The organism is Streptomyces sp. NPDC001292 (assembly GCF_042896465.1).
Classification (GTDB): domain Bacteria; phylum Actinomycetota; class Actinomycetes; order Streptomycetales; family Streptomycetaceae; genus Streptomyces.
Map to the genome: position 1 here is coordinate 120,970 of NZ_JBIAXG010000021.1, position 16,758 is coordinate 137,727.

General features: G+C 71.5%; 14 protein-coding genes and 1 pseudogene. 5 read left to right on the top strand and 10 right to left on the bottom strand.

Annotated elements, in window-relative coordinates; translation table 11 throughout:
* Positions 1-17: 17 nt before the first annotated feature.
* Entirely contained in the window at positions 18-293 is a 276-nt protein-coding gene (locus ACFY4A_RS22560) for a DUF1876 domain-containing protein (protein ID WP_390831162.1), read from the bottom strand.
* A gap of 78 nt (positions 294-371) precedes the next feature.
* Here ACFY4A_RS22560 and ACFY4A_RS22565 point away from each other — a divergent pair, with 78 nt between their 5' ends.
* Positions 372-1,115 (top strand): MurR/RpiR family transcriptional regulator, encoded by a 744-nt coding sequence (locus ACFY4A_RS22565; RefSeq protein ID WP_390831163.1) that lies wholly within the window; start codon positions 372-374, stop codon positions 1,113-1,115.
* A 162-nt stretch (positions 1,116-1,277) separates the two neighbouring features.
* Here the strand turns inward: ACFY4A_RS22565 and ACFY4A_RS22570 are convergent, their stop codons facing one another.
* Complete coding sequence (locus tag ACFY4A_RS22570) at positions 1,278-2,516, bottom strand: FAD-dependent monooxygenase (protein WP_390831164.1); 1,239 nt, start codon at positions 2,514-2,516, stop codon at positions 1,278-1,280.
* A 69-nt stretch (positions 2,517-2,585) separates the two neighbouring features.
* Between ACFY4A_RS22570 and ACFY4A_RS22575 the strand changes: the two genes are divergently transcribed.
* Together ACFY4A_RS22575 and ACFY4A_RS22580 are read left to right on the top strand one after the other, a co-directional pair.
* On the top strand, positions 2,586-3,197 hold the full coding sequence (locus ACFY4A_RS22575; RefSeq protein WP_390831165.1) for a hypothetical protein: 612 nt from the start codon (positions 2,586-2,588) through the stop codon (positions 3,195-3,197).
* A gap of 298 nt (positions 3,198-3,495) precedes the next feature.
* Positions 3,496-4,068, top strand: coding sequence for a TetR/AcrR family transcriptional regulator (locus ACFY4A_RS22580; protein ID WP_390831166.1), 573 nt, complete (start codon positions 3,496-3,498; stop codon positions 4,066-4,068).
* Between the two features lie 107 nt (positions 4,069-4,175).
* On the opposite strand, the pseudogene ACFY4A_RS22585 reads toward ACFY4A_RS22580, so the two are convergent.
* The 4 genes and pseudogenes from ACFY4A_RS22585 to ACFY4A_RS22600 all read right to left on the bottom strand — a co-directional run.
* Positions 4,176-4,721, bottom strand: a pseudogene (locus ACFY4A_RS22585) (EamA family transporter); the annotation flags it as partial.
* Positions 4,682-5,221, bottom strand: a complete 540-nt coding sequence (locus tag ACFY4A_RS22590; protein WP_390831167.1) for a YbaK/EbsC family protein — start codon at positions 5,219-5,221, stop codon at positions 4,682-4,684. The gene ACFY4A_RS22590 and the pseudogene ACFY4A_RS22585, both read right to left, overlap by 40 nt.
* A gap of 142 nt (positions 5,222-5,363) precedes the next feature.
* Positions 5,364-7,580, bottom strand: a complete 2,217-nt coding sequence (locus ACFY4A_RS22595; protein ID WP_390831168.1) for an MMPL family transporter — start codon at positions 7,578-7,580, stop codon at positions 5,364-5,366.
* A gap of 103 nt (positions 7,581-7,683) precedes the next feature.
* Positions 7,684-8,283 carry a TetR/AcrR family transcriptional regulator gene (locus ACFY4A_RS22600; RefSeq protein WP_390831169.1) on the bottom strand — a complete coding sequence of 200 codons (600 nt, stop codon included), beginning with the start codon at positions 8,281-8,283 and terminating at the stop codon, positions 7,684-7,686.
* A 154-nt stretch (positions 8,284-8,437) separates the two neighbouring features.
* On the opposite strand from ACFY4A_RS22600, the gene ACFY4A_RS22605 reads away from it, so the two are divergent.
* Entirely contained in the window at positions 8,438-11,887 is a 3,450-nt protein-coding gene (locus tag ACFY4A_RS22605; RefSeq protein WP_390831170.1) for a S41 family peptidase, read from the top strand.
* A gap of 177 nt (positions 11,888-12,064) precedes the next feature.
* Here ACFY4A_RS22605 and ACFY4A_RS22610 read toward each other — a convergent pair whose 3' ends face one another.
* The 4 genes from ACFY4A_RS22610 to ACFY4A_RS22625 form a co-directional block, all read right to left on the bottom strand.
* On the bottom strand, positions 12,065-12,250 hold the full coding sequence (locus ACFY4A_RS22610) for a hypothetical protein (protein WP_390831171.1): 186 nt from the start codon (positions 12,248-12,250) through the stop codon (positions 12,065-12,067).
* Positions 12,251-12,345: 95 nt separating this feature from the next.
* Positions 12,346-13,239, bottom strand: coding sequence for an SDR family oxidoreductase (locus ACFY4A_RS22615; protein ID WP_390831172.1), 894 nt, complete (start codon positions 13,237-13,239; stop codon positions 12,346-12,348).
* Positions 13,236-14,291, bottom strand: a complete 1,056-nt coding sequence (locus ACFY4A_RS22620; protein WP_390831173.1) for an alpha/beta fold hydrolase — start codon at positions 14,289-14,291, stop codon at positions 13,236-13,238. The genes ACFY4A_RS22615 and ACFY4A_RS22620 overlap by 4 nt, the downstream gene beginning before the upstream one ends.
* Positions 14,288-15,829 carry a flavin-containing monooxygenase gene (locus ACFY4A_RS22625; protein ID WP_390831174.1) on the bottom strand — a complete coding sequence of 514 codons (1,542 nt, stop codon included), beginning with the start codon at positions 15,827-15,829 and terminating at the stop codon, positions 14,288-14,290. The genes ACFY4A_RS22620 and ACFY4A_RS22625 overlap by 4 nt, the downstream gene beginning before the upstream one ends.
* 204 nt (positions 15,830-16,033) lie before the next feature.
* Here ACFY4A_RS22625 and ACFY4A_RS22630 point away from each other — a divergent pair, with 204 nt between their 5' ends.
* Positions 16,034-16,654, top strand: coding sequence for a MerR family transcriptional regulator (locus tag ACFY4A_RS22630; RefSeq protein ID WP_390831185.1), 621 nt, complete (start codon positions 16,034-16,036; stop codon positions 16,652-16,654).
* Positions 16,655-16,758: the final 104 nt, after the last annotated feature.

The following is a 16,758-nucleotide window of genomic DNA, read 5'->3' on the forward strand; positions in this document are numbered from 1 at the left end:
CCCGTGCGGGCGGGAGTTCAGACATGGATGGGTTGCGACGTGCGGCCCGAGGCCTCGTCGATCTCGCCGTGTGCCTTGGTCAGGAGCTGCATGGCGAGTTCGTTCAGGGCCCTTGCGCCGGCGATCTCCTCGCCGACCCGCGGCTGATTGGAGTCGGTGTGGTGGCGGCTGGCCCTGCCGTGGGCCCGGACCTCGCTGCCGTCGGGCAAGCGGACCAGCGCCGCCGCCCGGGTGTGCTGGCCGTCCTCCTGGAACTCCAGCTCGACGTGCCATCCCACAACGGTCTTCATCATGACGGTCACCTCCGGAACACCTGCTTCCAGGGTGCTCCTCGGCCGCCGTCCGCGCACCCAAGGAGTCCGTGCCAGCCGGTGGGCCCCGAGCTGGTCCGGCTGAGCGTCAGTGACGTCGCCGCGATGGCGCACACGGCGCCCTCCTCCGTGATCCGCGCCTGTCAGCGGCTGGGCTTCCGCGGCTATCAGGAGGTGAAGATCACGGCGGCCAGGGAGGCGCCCCGGCCCACCACGCCGGAAGGCGCCGATCCCGCCTCCCGCGCGTTGGCCGACACCGTGCAAGCGGCACGCGAGGCCCTGGACGGGCTATCCACGACCGTCTCTCCCGACCACCTGCGCACCGCCGCCGAGGCGCTGCACCGCGCGAGCCGGATCCTGGTCATCGGTGCAGGCCTGTCCACCGCCGTGGCCACCGACGCGGCCTACCGCCTCAGAGCCCTCGGCTGCGCCGTCGACGCCCCCACCGACCCACTCACCGCCGAGGTGGCCGCCTCGCTGCTTCCGCCGGACGCCGTCTGCCTGGCCGTCAGCCACACCGGCGCCACCCGCACCACCGTGGACGCCGCCCGACGGGCCCACGCGCGCGGAGCCACCGTCATCTCGCGCACCAGCTACGCCCGTTCACCGCTGACCGAGACCAGCCAGTGCACGCTCCTTGCCGGCGGCCAGGACCTCACCCTCGGCCTCGAAGCCGTTGCGGGCCGCCTCGCTCATCTCGTCGTGGTTGACGCACTGGCCCTCACCCTGCTGGCCCTGCGCGGTTCGGACGCCCAACAGGCCCTGGCCCGTTCCGCAGAGGTCACCGCGGCTCACGCGTACTGACCTTGCGAATCCGCCGCGCTCATGCGCCGGTGAGAGCTGCTTGTGCACGGCCGGATGGCGCGCAGGCGGGTCCAGGCCGAGACAGCCATGCGCAGCGGACGGATCAACCCCCGAAGATCATGATCTCCCTGAAATCCCACACAGGAAGTGCCCTGACACGACTCACATACCGCTGCCCACCGTCGAGTGATCGTCTTCAGCATTGACGTGGTCGCCTTTCCCACCGCCTCGCCGGCGGGCGAGGTACCAGCGTCGGCCAGTGGCAAAGGCGCGCCGTGCCGTGCGTACCGCAGCGATCTGAGTGGCGAGGTGGAGTTGGTGGTGCCAGGGGTTCTGGCCACCGTGGCGTACCGACATGGCATGCGCGAACGCCACAGCATCGCGGTCGACGTACTGGTCCAGGTGCTCGAACCACGCCATGCTCGTACGCGAGGCCGCCTGCACCGGATGGAGTTCCGCGCGGCGATGGCGGTCGTACTCCCGCAGCGCGTCCTCCACGTCAAGGTATTTCTGCAGGCTGTGTGCAAGGACGATCGCGTCGATGATCGCCAGTCTGGTGCCCGACCCCAGCGTGAAGTGGGTGGTGTGGGCAGCGTCGCCGACGAGCACCGTCGTGCCGTGGTACCAGGTCTTGTTGGTCACGTGCGCGAAGCGCTGCCAACGCGCCGGTGCACCCCGTGATCGACTGATCAGGCGGTGGCCGTCGAGTGCGCGCTCGAAGATGTCCTCCAGCAGTCGCACTCCCTGGTCGCGGCCGAGCACGTCGAGTCCCAGACCGTGCCAGGTCTGCGGTGAGCATTCGACGATGCAGGTGCTGATGCCCGCGACTGAGGGGTAGGCGTGAAACCAGATCCATCCGGCGGGCGTCCGCTCGAAGCTGAACACGAAGCTGCGGAACGCCTGGTCCGTGCCGAGCCAGATGTAGGGATTGAGACCGACCTCGATGCGAGTTCCGAACGCTGCGCTCTGTCCCCGGATCCCGCTGTTCGCGCCGTCGGCAGCAACGAGAAGGTCCGCTTCGGGAAGCGTCGAGAGATCTGCAACGCGGTGGCCGTACTGGACGTCGACGCCGAGCTGCGAGGCACGCCGGGCCAGGACGTCGAGCAATGCAGATCGGCTCATGCTGTATCCGTAACCCCCGAAGTACGCCGTCTGCTTGCCGCCCGAGCCGTGCACACGCACCTCCTGGTCCTGCCACAGCACGGACCTGGCGGTGACCTCCCGGGCGCTTTCCGGATCGTTGCGATAAAGGACGTCCAACAAGTCGTCCCAGTACACGACGCCCCAGCCGTAGGTGGCCGCGGGTGGGTCACGGTCGTACACGGTGATCTCGTGCCCGGCATCGCGCAACTTGGCCGAGATCGCGAAGTACAGCCCGGCAGGCCCCGCACCGACGCACACGATCCTCACTGCTACACACCGCCCCGACTACCGGTCGGATGGGAGGCCTACCACTCCAGACGGGTCCGGATGCCCGAGATGTCCGGGCATCCGGATGCAGCACTCACAAAACTGCCGCAGGTTGGTCGCGAGTTCACCGCGCTGGAGCGTCAGTGGCCATGCCCGCCACCGCCGTGGTCACCGCTACCGCCGGTGACCGCCACCGAAGCCGTGATCGAAGCCGTGGTCACCACCGAAGCCGTGATCGAAGCCGTGGTCACCACCGAAGCCGTGATCGAAGCCGTGGTCACCACCGAAGCCGTGATCGAAGTCGTGATCGAAGCCGTGGTCACCACCGAAGCCGTGATCGAAGAAGCCCCAGCCCCAGCCGTCGCCGAAGAAGCAGCGGTCTCCCCAACCCCAGCCCCAGCCGTCACCGAAGAAGCAGCGATCTCCCCGGGCCTTGCTGTCGTGGAAGGGAGCCGAAGCGACATGGGACGACGAGGGGAAAGCGGCCGCACTGGCAGCGCCGGCTCCGGCCGCGACGGCAAGGATGGGTGCCGTACAGACCACAGCGGCTATTCGCCGCATCCTGCTCGTAGTTGCGCGCATGATGATGTCCCCCCTTCCGGGGGTCGGAACAGGGATCTCGGGCACTCGGGAGGAACGCCCATACGCGCCAGATCCTGCGCGCGGGTCTGACGCGCAGTGACCCACCCGCCGGACGTACTGAACATCGTCGCAGCAGTTTCCAGGCAGGCTTGCGGATCTTACTATTGACTACAAGACGGAGCATACGGTACGAAACGCCCCGTTTCGCTAAAAATAGAGCCATTTTCCGGGCAAAGTCAACGGGGGTGTCAGTGGCTCACGAGGGAGGCATGCGGTGGACACTCCCAGGCCTCAGGACGGCCGTCAGAGCGCTTTGGCTCCTGAGCGCGCCCAGCCCGACCGCATCACGCCCGACTCGCGGCGGCGCCGCCGGGAGTCTCACGAAGCCGTGCTCCGAGCCACGAAAGACCTCCTCGGCGAGGTCGGATACCAGCGGCTGGCCTTCGAAGGCGTCGCCCGGCGGGCCGGAGTCAGCAAGGCCACCATCTACCGGTGGTGGCCGAACAAGGCCGCACTCGTGATCGAGGCCCTCAGCGGGGAGGTCCCCCTGCCCCCCATCCACGAGACCGACGACCTCGAAGCCGACCTGCGCACCGCCGTCCGTCTCACGATCGAGCTCGTCTCCGCCATGCCCACATGCCTGATCCTCCCGGCGCTTCTCGCCGACGTGATCGAGGATCCCACGGGCACGGGAGCCTTCGCCGAACTCATCGAACCCCGCCGCGCGTCGGTCGTGAACCTGCTGGAGCGGGCCCGCTTCGAAGGCCGGTTGCCGCCGGACACCGATACGTCACTGATGGTCGACGTCTACTCCGGGACGGTCGTGTATCTGGCCGCGGTGAACCGCATACCGCCGGGCGACGCGGTGGTGGACCAGCTCGTCAGCCTCCTCTTGCACGGCCACCTCCCGGTCTCAAAAGGATCCGCCCCCGCAGACCGGGACGGATCGCCAGGCGGATGAGTCGGCCGCCCAGAAGTCGCCCCCTGCGGGGACGATCCCTGTCGATGGTGCCGCAGGCCATACCGAGGACGCATGGCGAGGGGCGACGCCGCAGTCGCGGGATGACCTCATCCCACCCCCTGACCAGCCAAGCTATTACCGCATCGGCAGGGCTTGACTGACGACTCCCGCAGCGCGGCGATCGGCGCGAGTTCCGCCTTCGTCTGAGCCCACGGCACCAGCGCGTACGCCGCCACGGACAGCGCCGCCCCGAGCAGCCCCACCGCGGCGTACGGCCGCAGCGCGGCGACCGTGCGCCCGCGCCAGTGCCACACCGCGTACGCCGGGATCACCATGCCCCTGGATCGCCATCAGCCAGGCGATGTACCGAGGGACGATCCGGAGGCCCGTACCCCGAGCCCGTCGACGACCGTGTACGCCGCGACGGCCAGTCCGGTCGTCGGGGCGGCGCCGATCGCCGTCCAGTCGGTCCGGCGTCCGCGCAGGCCCCACAGGGCGACACCGGTGAGGCCGGCGCAGGACACGGCGATGCCCGCGGTGATCCGGTGGGCGATCGCGTTCCGGCCGGCGTGCGTGACCGCGGCGAGCAGGACGGCCGCGGTGACCGTCGGCGTCACGAGGTGCGCTCGCGCACGTCCACGAGGATGCCCCCGGCGTGGGCGACCAGCGCCCCGGGTGCCATCGGGAAGACGGTGTACGGGGTTCCGGCGGCCGCCCAGATCACGTCGTGGTCGAGCAGCGACCGGTCGGCGAGCACGCGCGTCCGCGTCCGGTGCCCGAAGGGCGGTACGCCTCCGATGGCGTACCCGGTCGCCTCCCGTACGACGTCCGCCTTGGCCCGCGTGACCTTCTCGGCACCGAGCTCCTCCCGGACGCGCTCGACGTCCACCCGGGAGGCACCGTCCATGAGCACCAGCACCGGCTCACCTCCCCCAAGCTCTCGGCCGCGCTCGAGCAGGGGGGACCCCCAGGCCTCGAAGATCAGCGACTTGCAGATCTGGCTGAGCTCGCAGCCGATGGCCGCCGCGGCGTCGGCGGCGGTCCTGGTCGCCTCGGGGAACCTGCGGACCTCGGGGATCAGCTCGTCGAGCCCCAGCTCACGCAGGGCGTCGGCGAAACGGGGGTGGGCTCCTGACTCGGATGTCGTCGTCATGAACGGCAGGCTAGCTGCCGGCTACAGACAGCACGAAAGAATTCCCACGTGGTGGACGAGGCAGCCGAGACCGCCGAGGCCGGTGAGGGTGCGCCGTCCCCACGGCACCCTCACCGGCCGCTCTCTCCGGCGGGCTACGGGCTCACGCCCGTACGAGCTCCCGCCGCTCGTCCGGGTCGGCGTGCCGCGGCTGCTCGGTGCGCAGGCCCGTGCCCTCCACGTCCACGTCGGGCAGGGCGCGCTCCAGCCACCCGGGCAGCCACCAGGCCCGCCGGCCCAGCAGGGCCAGTACCGCCGGCACGATCGCCATGCGCACGATGAACGCGTCGAAGAACACCGCGATCGCCAGCCCGAAGCCGATCATCTTGACCATCGACTCGCTGGAGCCGATGAAGCCGGAGAAGACGGCGATCATGATGACCGCGGCGGCCGTCACCACCCGTGCGCCGTGCCGGAACCCGGTCACCACGGCCTGGCCCGGCTTCTCCCCGTGGACGTATGCCTCGCGCATCCGGGTGACGAGGAACACCTCGTAGTCCATCGCGAGACCGAAGACGACGCCCACCATGAAGATCGGCATCATCGACATCACCGGGCCGGTCTCCTCCACGTGCATCAGGCCCGACAGCCAGCCCCACTGGAAGACCGCGACCACCGCGCCGAGCGCCGCCAGCACCGACAGCAGGAAGCCGAGCGCCGCCTTGAGCGGTACCAGGATGGAGCGGAAGACCACGATCAGCAGCAGGAAGGCCAGTCCGACCACCAGCGCCAGATACGGCAGCAGCGCGTCGTTGAGCTTCTGCGAGACGTCGATGTTCATCGCCGTGGAGCCGGTGACCAGGACCTTCGCGTCGGTCTTCGCCTCGATGTCGCCGCCCGCGCCGCGGATGGCGTGCACCAGGTCCTCGGTGGTGGTGGAGGACGGCTTGGAGTCCGGGACGACAGTCACGGTCGCCGTGTCGCCGGCCTCGTTGGGCTGCGCCTCCGTCACCGTCACGACGTCCTCGAGGCCCTTGATCTCGTCGGTGACCTTGGTGAAGGACGCCTCGGGGTCGGCGCTGTCCCTGGCGTCGACCACGACCATCAGCGGGCCGTTGAAGCCGGGTCCGAAGCCCTCCGAGAGCAGGTCGTAGGCGCGGCGCTGGGTGGTGGAGACGGGCTGGGATCCGTCGTCCGGCAGGCCCAGTTCGAGGGAGGCGGCCGGGATCGCGGCGGCGCCCAGGCCGAGCACGCCGAGCAGCAGTACGGCGACCGGGCGGCGGACGACGAAGCTCGCCCAGCGGGTGCCCATGTTGGGCCGGCCCGGCTGCCGCGCGGGGCGGCCGCGGCGGAGCGGTCCGCTCGTCGCGCCGGCCGGCTTGACCTTGCGGCCCGCGTGGCCCAGCAGCGCCGGGATCATCGTCAGCGCGATGAGGACGGCTATGACGACCGTGCCGGCCGCCGCCAGGCCCATCTTCGTCAGCATCGGGATGTTGACCACGGACAGGCCCACCAGGGCGATCACGACCGTGAGCCCGGCGAAGACCACCGCGGAGCCCGCCGTGCCGACGGCCCGTCCGGCCGCCTCCTCGCGCTCGCGGCCCTCGGCGAGTTCGGCGCGGTAGCGGGAGACGATGAACAGGGCGTAGTCGATGCCGACCGCGAGGCCGATCATCGTGGCCAGGATGGAGGTGGTGGAGCCCAGGTCCAGGGTGTGGGCGAGGGCGGTGATCGTCGACACGCCGATGCCGACGCCGATGAGCGCGGTCAGCAGCGGCAGTCCGGCCGCGAGGAGCGAGCCGAAGGTGATGACGAGGACGACGGCCGCGACCGCGATGCCGATGACCTCGCTCGCGCCGGTCTGCGGCGCGGTCTGGAGGGCGTCGCCGCCGATCTCCACGGTCAGCCCGGCGTCCCGCGCGTGCTGCGCGGCCTCCTTCAGGGCGGTGCGGGAGGAGTCCTCCAGCTCCATGCCGGAGACCTTGTACCGCACCGACGCGTAGGCGATCGTGCCGTCCCGGCTGACGGCCCTTCCGGTGTAGGGGTCGGCGACGGAGGCGACCTCCGAGCCGCCGGACAGTTCCTCGACCGTCTTCTCGACGGTCGCCTTGTTCCCGGCGTCCGTCATCTTCTCGCCGCTCGGCGCCTTGAACACCACGCGGGCGGTGGCCCCGTCGGCGCTGGCCCCGGGGAAGCGCTGTTCCAGCAGGTCGAAGGCCTTCTGTGCCTCGGTGCCCGGGATGGAGAAGGAGGTGTTCCCGGCGGTCGGCGCGGAGGCGGCGCCGACACCCGCGAGGGTCAGCAGCGCCAGCCAGATCAGGGCGACGAGGTGCCGTCGCCGGAAGGCGAGGCGGCCGAGTCTGTAGAGGAACGTGGCCACGTTGACGTACTCCCGGTCAGGTCGTGGGGTGATTGTGGGCAGGGCTGATCAGCCCGACGACGTGAGCGGTGACGTCAGAGGGTGGGCTTGCTGGGGAGGGGTGTCAGGAGGTCGGTACGCCGAGGGCGGGGAGGACCACGGCGTCGATGTACGAGTGGAGGAAGGCCTGGGTCGGCGGCTGGCCCTCGATGAGCGTCCGGACGGCGAACCCGCCGGCCAGCATGTGCACCACGAAGTCCAGTGCCGGGCAGTCCGCCCGGATCTCGCCCCGGTCGACGGCGCGTTGCAGCAGTCCGCGGAACTCGGCCATCTCCGGTTCGATGAGCTGTTCCCGGAAGGCCTGTCTGAGGTCCGGGTTGGTGTGCATCGCCATGGCCAGGGCCCGCATCAGCGCGGAGTTCTGCTCCATGACGCAGTCGTCCTCGCGGGTGACGAGGGCGTGCAGGTCGGTGCGGAGCGTTCCGGTGTCGATCGCGTCGAGCCGTACCGGTTTGCCGTGCCGCATGGCCCCGACGACGAGCTCGGCCTTGCCGCCCCACTGGCGGTAGAGGGTGGCCTTGCTGGACCGGGTGCGGGCGGCGACGGCGTCCATGGTGAGGGAGTCGTAGCCGACCTCGCGGAGCAGGTCGAGCACGGCGGCGTACAGCTCCGCCTCGCGCTCGGGCGTGATACGGCTGCGCCGCCCGGTCGCGCCCTCGGCCATGTCTGCCGCCTCCCGCTTGGAACGACACCGTTTCGTACCCGGAGAATGTAGCGCAGCCGCCGTACGAAACGAAACCGTTTCGTACGTGTCCTGGGTCACGACTGTCGGTTCCGCATAAGTTGCTGCGGCCCATACCCGGGCAAAGCATGGGAACGTGAGTTATCTGCGCCTGCCGCACCTCAGCGGCGATCTGCTGTGCTTCGTGGCCGAGGACGACCTCTGGCTGGCGCCGCTCGACGGGGCGGGCCGTGCCTGGCGCCTCACGGTGGACCGCACCAAGGTCGGCCCGCCCCGCTTCTCGCCCGACGGGCGGCACATCGCGTACACGAACTGGCGCAGTCTGGTGCCCGAGATCCATCTGGTCGCGGTGGACGGCGGACCGGCCCGTCAGCTGACCTACTGGGGCAGCACCGACACCCGGGTGTGCGGGTGGGCGCCGCCCGACGAACACGGCCGCACCGACATCCTCGCCGTCACCTCCCACGGCGAGCCGTTCTCCTACTTCACCTGGGGCTACAAGGTCGGCACCGACGGCTCCCCCGGCCGCAAGCTGCCCTGGGGTCCGGTCTCCGACCTCCAGGTCGCCGACGTGGACGGCGGCCACAAGACCCTGCTGCTGACCGGGACGCCGCCGCACGAACCGGCCTCCTGGAAGCGGTACCGGGGCGGTGCGACGGGCCGGCTGTGGCTGCACGGGCAGCGACTGCTCGCTGACATCGGCGGGCACCTGGCCTGCCCGATGTTCGTCGGCGGCCGGATCGCCTTCCTCTCCGACCACGAGGGCGTGGGCAACCTCTACTCCTGCGCCCCCGACGGCTCCGACCTGCGCCGGCACACCGACCACGACGCCTTCTACGCCCGGCACGCCTCCAGCGACGGCACGCGGGTGGTGTACCAGTGCGCGGGCGACCTGTGGATCGTGGACGACCTGTCCGCGGACTCGGTCCCGCGCCGGCTCGAGGTGCGGCCGAGCGGACCGCAGGCGGGCCGCCGCCACTACCAGGTGCCGGCCGCCCAGCACGTCGACGGCATCTCCGTCGACGAGACGGGCCGGGCCAGCGCGGTCGTCGTACGCGGCTCCCTGCACTGGCTCACCCACCGCGACGGCCCCGCCCGCACCCTCATCGACACACCCGGTGTGCGCATCCGGCTGCCGGAGATGCTCGGCGAGACCGGCCAGGTCGGCTACGTCACCGACGCGGACGGCGCGGACGCCGTCGAGATCACCCACCTCCCCCGGGCCAGCGGCGCCCGCCCGCCCCGCCGGCTCGCCTCCGGCCGCCTCGGCCGCGTCCTGGAGATGGCCTCCGACCCCGCCGGCGAACGCCTGGCACTCGCCTCCCACGACGGCCGCCTGCTGCTGCTCGACGTGAGCGACGTGAACGAGGAGGGCGCGGCGGGGGCGGAGACGGCCGCGGGCGCCTCGCCGAGGGAGGGCACCTCGGCCGCCCCGGACACCGCCGCGGGCCCCGCGGGCGCCCCCGAGCCCTCCGCGCCCGGTGCGACCGGTGCGACCGGTGCGACCGGCGGTTCACCCGCCACCGATGCGACCGACGGTTCCGCCGCCACCGGTGCGACGGACGGTCCCGCCGACGGTCTCACCGAGTTGGTGCGGTCCGTGAACGGGCCCGTGCGGGACCTGGCGTTCTCGCCGGACGGGGCCTGGCTGACCTGGTCGCACCCCGGGGTCGGGCGTTCGCTGCGGCAGATCAGGATGGCGCGGATCCAGGACCGGCTGATCGTCGACGTCACCAACGGCCGCTTCGAGGACGAGAACCCGGTGTTCACGCGGGACGGCCGGTATCTGGCCTTCCTGTCCTGGCGCGGCTTCGACCCGGTGTACGACGTGCACACCGGCGACCTGTCCTTCCCGCTCGGCTGCAAGCCCTACCTCGTCCCGCTGTCCTCCGCGACCCCGTCCCCCTTCGCGCTGAACCCCGAGGGACGGCCGGCAGCCGGCGGTCTGGATCCTGTCGAGGACGAGGAGACCGGCGAGTCCGGCACGGTGACCGTGGAGGTCGAGGGCCTGGCGAACCGGGTCACCCCGTTCCCGGTCATCGCCTCCAAGTACTCGGCGCTGCACCCGGTCGCCGGCGGCGGCCTGGTCTGGCTGCGCTGGCCGATCTCCGGCGCCCTGGGCGAGACGTTCGTCAACCCGGACGACACCACCGGCCGGCCGACGCTGGAGCACTTCAACATCAGCAAGGCCAAGAAGTACGAACTCGTCGGCCACCTGGACTGGTTCGCGGTGAGCGGCGACGGCACCCGACTCGTCGTCGTCGACGAGGGCGACCTGCGCGCGGTGCCGTCCACGGAGGTCGGCGACAGCGACACGACGACCTGGATCGACCTGCGCCGGATCCTGCACGTGGTCGACCCGGCCGCCGAGTGGCGCCAGTCGTACGAGGAGGCGGGCCGGCTGATCCGGGCCTACTTCTGGGAGCCGGGAATGTGCGGCATCGACTGGGACGCGGTGCTCGCGCAGTACCGCCCGCTGGTGGAACGCGTCGCGTCCCCGGACGAGTTCGCCGACCTGCTGCGCGAGGTCCTGGGCGAACTGGGCACCTCCCACGCCTACGTCTCCCCGGCCCGCCGCAACGAGGGCCCCGCGCACTACCAGCGCCTTCAGGGCCTCCTCGGCGCCAACCTGACGTGCCGCGACGGCCGTTGGGTCGTCCGGCGGATCCTGCCCGGCGACTCCTCCGACTCCAAGGCCCGCTCCCCGCTGGCCGGCGCGGGCATCCGCGAGGGCGCGGTCCTCACCCACGTCGACGGGCGCCCGGTGGATCCGGTGACGGGCCCCTACCCGCTGCTCGCGGGGACGGGCGGTACGACGGTGGAGCTGACGTTCTCCCCGGCGGAGGGCCTGGGACCGCCGCGCCGGGTCGCCGTCGTGCCGCTGATCGACGAGCGCCCGCTGCGCTACCAGGACTGGGTGGCCAAACGCCGGGCCGTGGTCCGGGAGTTGAGCGGCGGCCGGTGCGGCTACCTGCACATCCCCGACATGGGCGGCTCCGGCTGGGCACAGTTCAACCGGGACCTGCGCATGGAGATGTCCCGGCCCGCGCTGATCGTCGATGTCCGCGGCAACGCGGGCGGCCACATCAGCGAATTGGTCATCGAGAAGCTGACCCGCACCATCCTCGGCTGGGACCTGACCCGCAACGCCCAGCCGGTGTCGTACACCTCCGACGCGCCCCGCGGGCCCGTCGTGGCCCTCGCCGACGAGGCGACCTCGTCCGACGGCGACATGATCACGGCCGCCTTCAAGCTGCTCAAGCTGGGTCCCGTGGTCGGCCAGCGCACCTGGGGCGGGGTGGTCGGCATGACCGGCCGGCACCGCCTCGGCGACGGCACGGTGATCACGGTGCCGATGAACGCGGCCTGGTTCGACGCCTACGGCTGGTCCGTCGAGAACCACGGCGTCACCCCCGACGTGGAGAGCCTGCGCACCCCCCTCGACTGGGCCGAGGGCCGCCATGTCGAGATGGACGACGCGATCGAACTGGCCCTGGAACTCCTGGACGCCAACCCGGCGGCGACCCCGCCGGACTACCGCTACGTCCCCGACCGTTCACGCCCGAGGCTGCCTCCGCGCCACTGAGCGAAGGGACTTGAGGCCGCCGGACTCGCGCCGCCGGACTTGCGTGGCCGGACTCGCGCCGCCGAGCGGCCCGAGTCCGTCACCACAGCACGGACGTGGGGTGCCCCGGCAACCGGGACACCCCACGCCGTCACGGCCGAAGCCGAGCGCAGCCACAACGCTGACTACGGGCCGTGGTTAGCGGTCGTAGTCCTGGTTGAGGCGGTCTTCCATCTCGTCCGGCGTGTCGTGGGTGTCGTGACGCCCACGCTCGCGCGGCTGGGACGGGCGCTGCCCGGCCTTCTCTCGGCCCTCGCCGGGGCGCTGCCGGCCCTGCTGCTGCCGCTGCTCGCCGGGGTCCTGGTACTTGTCCTTCATACCCATGCTGTTCACTCCCGTGTGGGTGAGTGGGATCCCCAAGTGGGCTAGGGGATCGGCCTCGACCAGATTCACACGGGCGGTGACCCTGCGCACGTCGATCAGTGACGTTCCGTAGCCGGCGCGGATCGGTGCCGCTCGTCGGCCGCCCCACCCGCTCCGACCAGCCCGGTCCGCACCCCCGACAGCCGGTCCGCGAAGCGCCGTACCTCCCGCTGCCCCACGGTCCCCACGACGCCCGGCAGCCACCCGCGCACACCCTGCATCCCGCGCAGCCACCACTGCCCGTACACATGGGCGGCGCGCCGCTCGATCCCGGCCACGATCCGGTCCACCGCCGGCCCCAGCGGGTAGGTCCGGCCGGCCGGCCATGGCAGCCGCTGCCTCAACTCCCGCATGACATCGTCCTGATCGGCTCCGCGCACCATGTCGGTGTCGGTCCACGACAGGTAGGCGACGCCCACCCGCACGCCCCGGTGGCCGACTTCGGCCCGCAGGCTGTGCGCGTACGCCTCGACACCGGACTTGGAGGCGCAGTACGCCGTCATCATCGGCGCCGGGGTGATGGCGGCGAGCGAGGCGATCTGGAGCAGGTAGCCGCGGCTCGCGGTGAGCGCCGGCAGGAACGCCCGCCCGGTGACCGCCGATCCGATGAGGTTGACCTCGATCACCCGCCGCCAGGACTCTGGGTCGGAGTCGGCGAACGGACCGCCGGTCGCCACACCCGCGTTGGCAACCACGATGTCGACCCTGCCGAACCGCTCCTCGACCGCCGCCGCGACCCTGGCCATCGCCTGGTGGTCGGTGACGTCGGCATGCCAGTGGGCGCTCTCGCCGTGCAGCCGCTTCCCGACCTGTGCGAGCAGGTCCGACTCCAGGCCGACCAGCGCGATCTTCGCGCCCCGCGCGGACAGTTTGCGGGCGAGCAGTTCGCCGACGCCCCGCGCGGCCCCCGTGACGACCGCGACCTTCCCCTCCAGGCTCACCCTGCTCATGCGCCCTCCCTGATCCGTGCGTCGTCGTGCTGCTCGTGTGCGCTTCCCGGGCCGGTGACCTGTCCGGGGACATGGGCGGTGACCTGGCCGGTGACATGGGCGGTGACCTGGCCGGTGACCTGGCCGGTGACAAGTTCCCGGATCTTCCCGGTGACCGTCCCGGGTGCCTCCACCGGCGTCATGTGGCCGAGCCCCGGCAGCTCGGTCAGGCCCAGGCAGTTGGGCAGCGCGGCGGCCAGCGCCCGCGCGTGCTCCGGCGGGGTCAGCCGGTCGGCCGTGCCCGCGACCACCGCCACCGGCACCCTCAACTGCCGCACCTGATGGTCGAGATCGAGCCGGTCCAGCACCTGCGACCAGGCGTGACGCACCCGGCGCGGGCAGGCGTGCACGATCCGCGCGCACGCCTCGACCATGTGCGGCGCCGAACCGGAACCCATCGTGGCGTACTTGAGGATCCGCCGGGCGAGCGGAGTGACCGGCCCGAGCGGCGCCCGGGAGCCGAGGACGCGCCGGGTCAGCCAGGTGCGCAGCCGGCCGGTCCGGATCGGTACGACGGTCGACCGGGCGACCAGCCGTGAACTGCCCGTGCTGCACAGCAGAACGGCCGCGGCGTGCTTCTGGAAGCCGGGCCGGCCGGCCGCGGCCATCACCGTCATCCCGCCCATCGAGTGGCCCGCGATCACGGCCTTCTCCCCGGGCCCGAGCGTCGCCGCGAGCACGGCTTCGAGGTCGTCGGCGAGCGCGTCGGTGCCGCAGGTCCGGCTCGCCGGACTGCGTCCGTGGCCGCGCTGGTCGTAGGCGATGACGCGGTGGTCGGCGGCCAGGTCCCGGATCTGCGCGGCCCAGAAGGCGGTGGAGCAGGTCCAGCCGTGGGCGAGGACGACGGCCGGGGCAGCGGGGTCGTCCACCGGTCCGTGCACCTCGACGTGCAGCCGGGCCCCGTCGGCGGAGACGGCGGTGAGTTCACGGGTGGGGACGGGAGGGACGTACGGATCCGGGGCAGCGTGGTCGTCCGGGCGGCCCCCGGCCGTCCGGCGGGCGGGACGGCTCACGCGTCCACCTCCACGGGCCGCCGCGCCGGGGCCCGGCCCGCCGCGCCCTTGGGCCCGGGCTCCCGGAGGATCTGGTACTCCGCGAGATCCACCCGCCGTGTGGCCTGCCGGAACTCGGTGGTCGTACCGGGCCAGGCGGTGGTGTTGCGGCCGTTGGCGTCCAGGTACCAGCTGGTGCAACCGCCGGTGTTCCACACCGTGTGCTTCATGCGCTCCTGCACCTTGCGGTTCCAGGCGTTCACGGCGCTGGGCCGGGCGTCGAGGGCGGCCCGGCCGCCGAGGACGTGCAGTTGACGCAGGTAGTCGGCCAGGTAGTTCAGCTGGGACTCGATCATCAGGATCATCGAGGAGTTCCCGAGGCCGGTGTTGGGGCCGATGATCGTCATCCAGTTCGGGAAGCCGGCCGCGGACGCCCCTCGCAGCGCCGCCATGCCGTCCTTCCAACTCTCGGCGAGCGTACGGCCGTCCGCGCCGACGACCCGTTCGGCGATGGGCATGTCGGTGACGTGGAAGCCGGTGCCGAAGACGATCGCGTCCACCTCTGCCTCGGTGCCGTCGGCGGCGGCGACGGTCGACCCGCGGACCTCGCTCAGGCCACTGGCGACGACGTCCACGTTGTCCTGCGCGAGGGCCGGATAATACGTGCTGGACAGCAGTATCCGCTTGCAGCCGATGCGGTAGTCGGGGGTGAGCTTGGCGCGCAGGTCCGGGTCCTTGATGGCGCGGGCCATGTTGAGCTTGGCCAGCCGCTCCACGAAGCCGAGTTCGCCCGGATGCCTGGTGAACGCCTGGACCTGCAACTCCCGGATGCTCCACAGCAGTCCGCGGCGCAGTTGCGCGGTCAGCGGAAGTGCGCGGTGCAGTCGGCGCTCGACGCCGCTGATCGCGCGGTCGGCGCGGGGCATCACCCACGGCGGGGTGCGCTGGAAGAGGGTGAGCCGGGCGACCTCGGGCTGGATGGACGGCACGATCTGGATCGCGGAGGCTCCGGTGCCGACCACCGCGACCCGCTTGCCCGCGAGGTCGTGGTCGTGGTCCCAGCGGGCGGAGTGGAAGACCTTGCCGGGGAAGGAGTCGAGCCCCGGTATGTCCGGGACCTTGGGTTCGGACAGCGGCCCGGTCGCGCTGACCACGACGTCGGCCGACAGGTTCCCGCCGGTGGTCTCGATGTCCCAGCGCAGCTTCTCGGTGTGCCAGGTCATCCTCGTGACCTCGGAGTGGAAACGCAGGTGCGGGCGGAGGCCGAAGACGTCCGTGACGTGCTCCAGGTAGGCGCGGATGTGCTCCTGCCCGGAGAAGGTGCGCGGCCAGTCGGGGTTGGGCGCGAACGAGAACGAGTACAGGTGCGAGGGCACGTCGCAGGCGCACCCCGGATAGCTGTTGTCGCGCCAGGTGCCGCCGACGCTGCCGGCCCGCTCCAGCACGACGAAGTCGGTGATCCCCTCCCGGCGCAGCCGCACGGCGGCGCCCAGTCCGCCGAAGCCGGACCCGATCACCGCCACCCGCACATGCCGGTCCGTGTGCTCGTGCTCGGCCATTGAGCGCCCCTCCCATGACTCGCGTACAGCGACCCGCGTGCAGCCTTCAGCGACTCTGCCAGTGAACACTGGCGCAATGGGGAGAGTAGAGGAGGTGCGTACCGATCGGTAGGGGGCGACCGAGGAAAAGTTACCGTCGGTACAACATAGGCTGCTCCCGTGGCAGGAGAAGGTGGAGCACGCGGTGGCCGACGCGAGTACCGCATGGAGGAGCTGGCCCGGCTGGCCGGCATCACCGTGCGCACCCTGCGCTTCTACCGCGAGCGCAAACTGATCCCGCCGCCGCGCCGCGAGGGCCGTATCGCCTGGTACGACGACCACCACCTGGCCCGCCTGCGCGCGATCTCGGCCCTGCTGGAACGCGGCCACACGCTGAGCGGGATCGCCGAACTGGCCGAGGCCTTCGACCACGGCCGCGGCGTCGGCGACCTGCTCGGCCTCGGCGCCCCCACCGAGGAGACCCCGGTCCGCCTGACCCCCGAGGAACTCGCCGACCACTTCGCGGGCGAGGTCACCGCCGAGAACCTGGCCGCCGCCATGGAACTCGGCTACCTGGGCACCGACGGCGACGAACTCGTCCACATCAGCCGCCGTCTGCTGGACGTCTCCGCCGCCCTCGTCCGCGAGGGCATCCCCCTCGCCGAAGTCCTCGAAGCCGGCCGCCGCGTCCGCGAACACGCCGACGCCCTCGCCGAACTCTTCACCGCCCTGATCCTGCGTCACGGCCCCGAGGACGACCTGAAACGGCTGCGCCCGCTGGCCAAGAGCGTGGTGGAGGCGGAGGTGTCGATGGCCCTGGACCGGCGGCTGCGCAAACAGCCGTAGCAGGCCCTAGCTAGGGCGCGTTTCGAAAGTCCCGCCTGCCCCGCGACGCCTGGCACGGCGCCTCGCCGCGTTGTCGGGATCGCCCGCGTACGCCCAGTACGCGG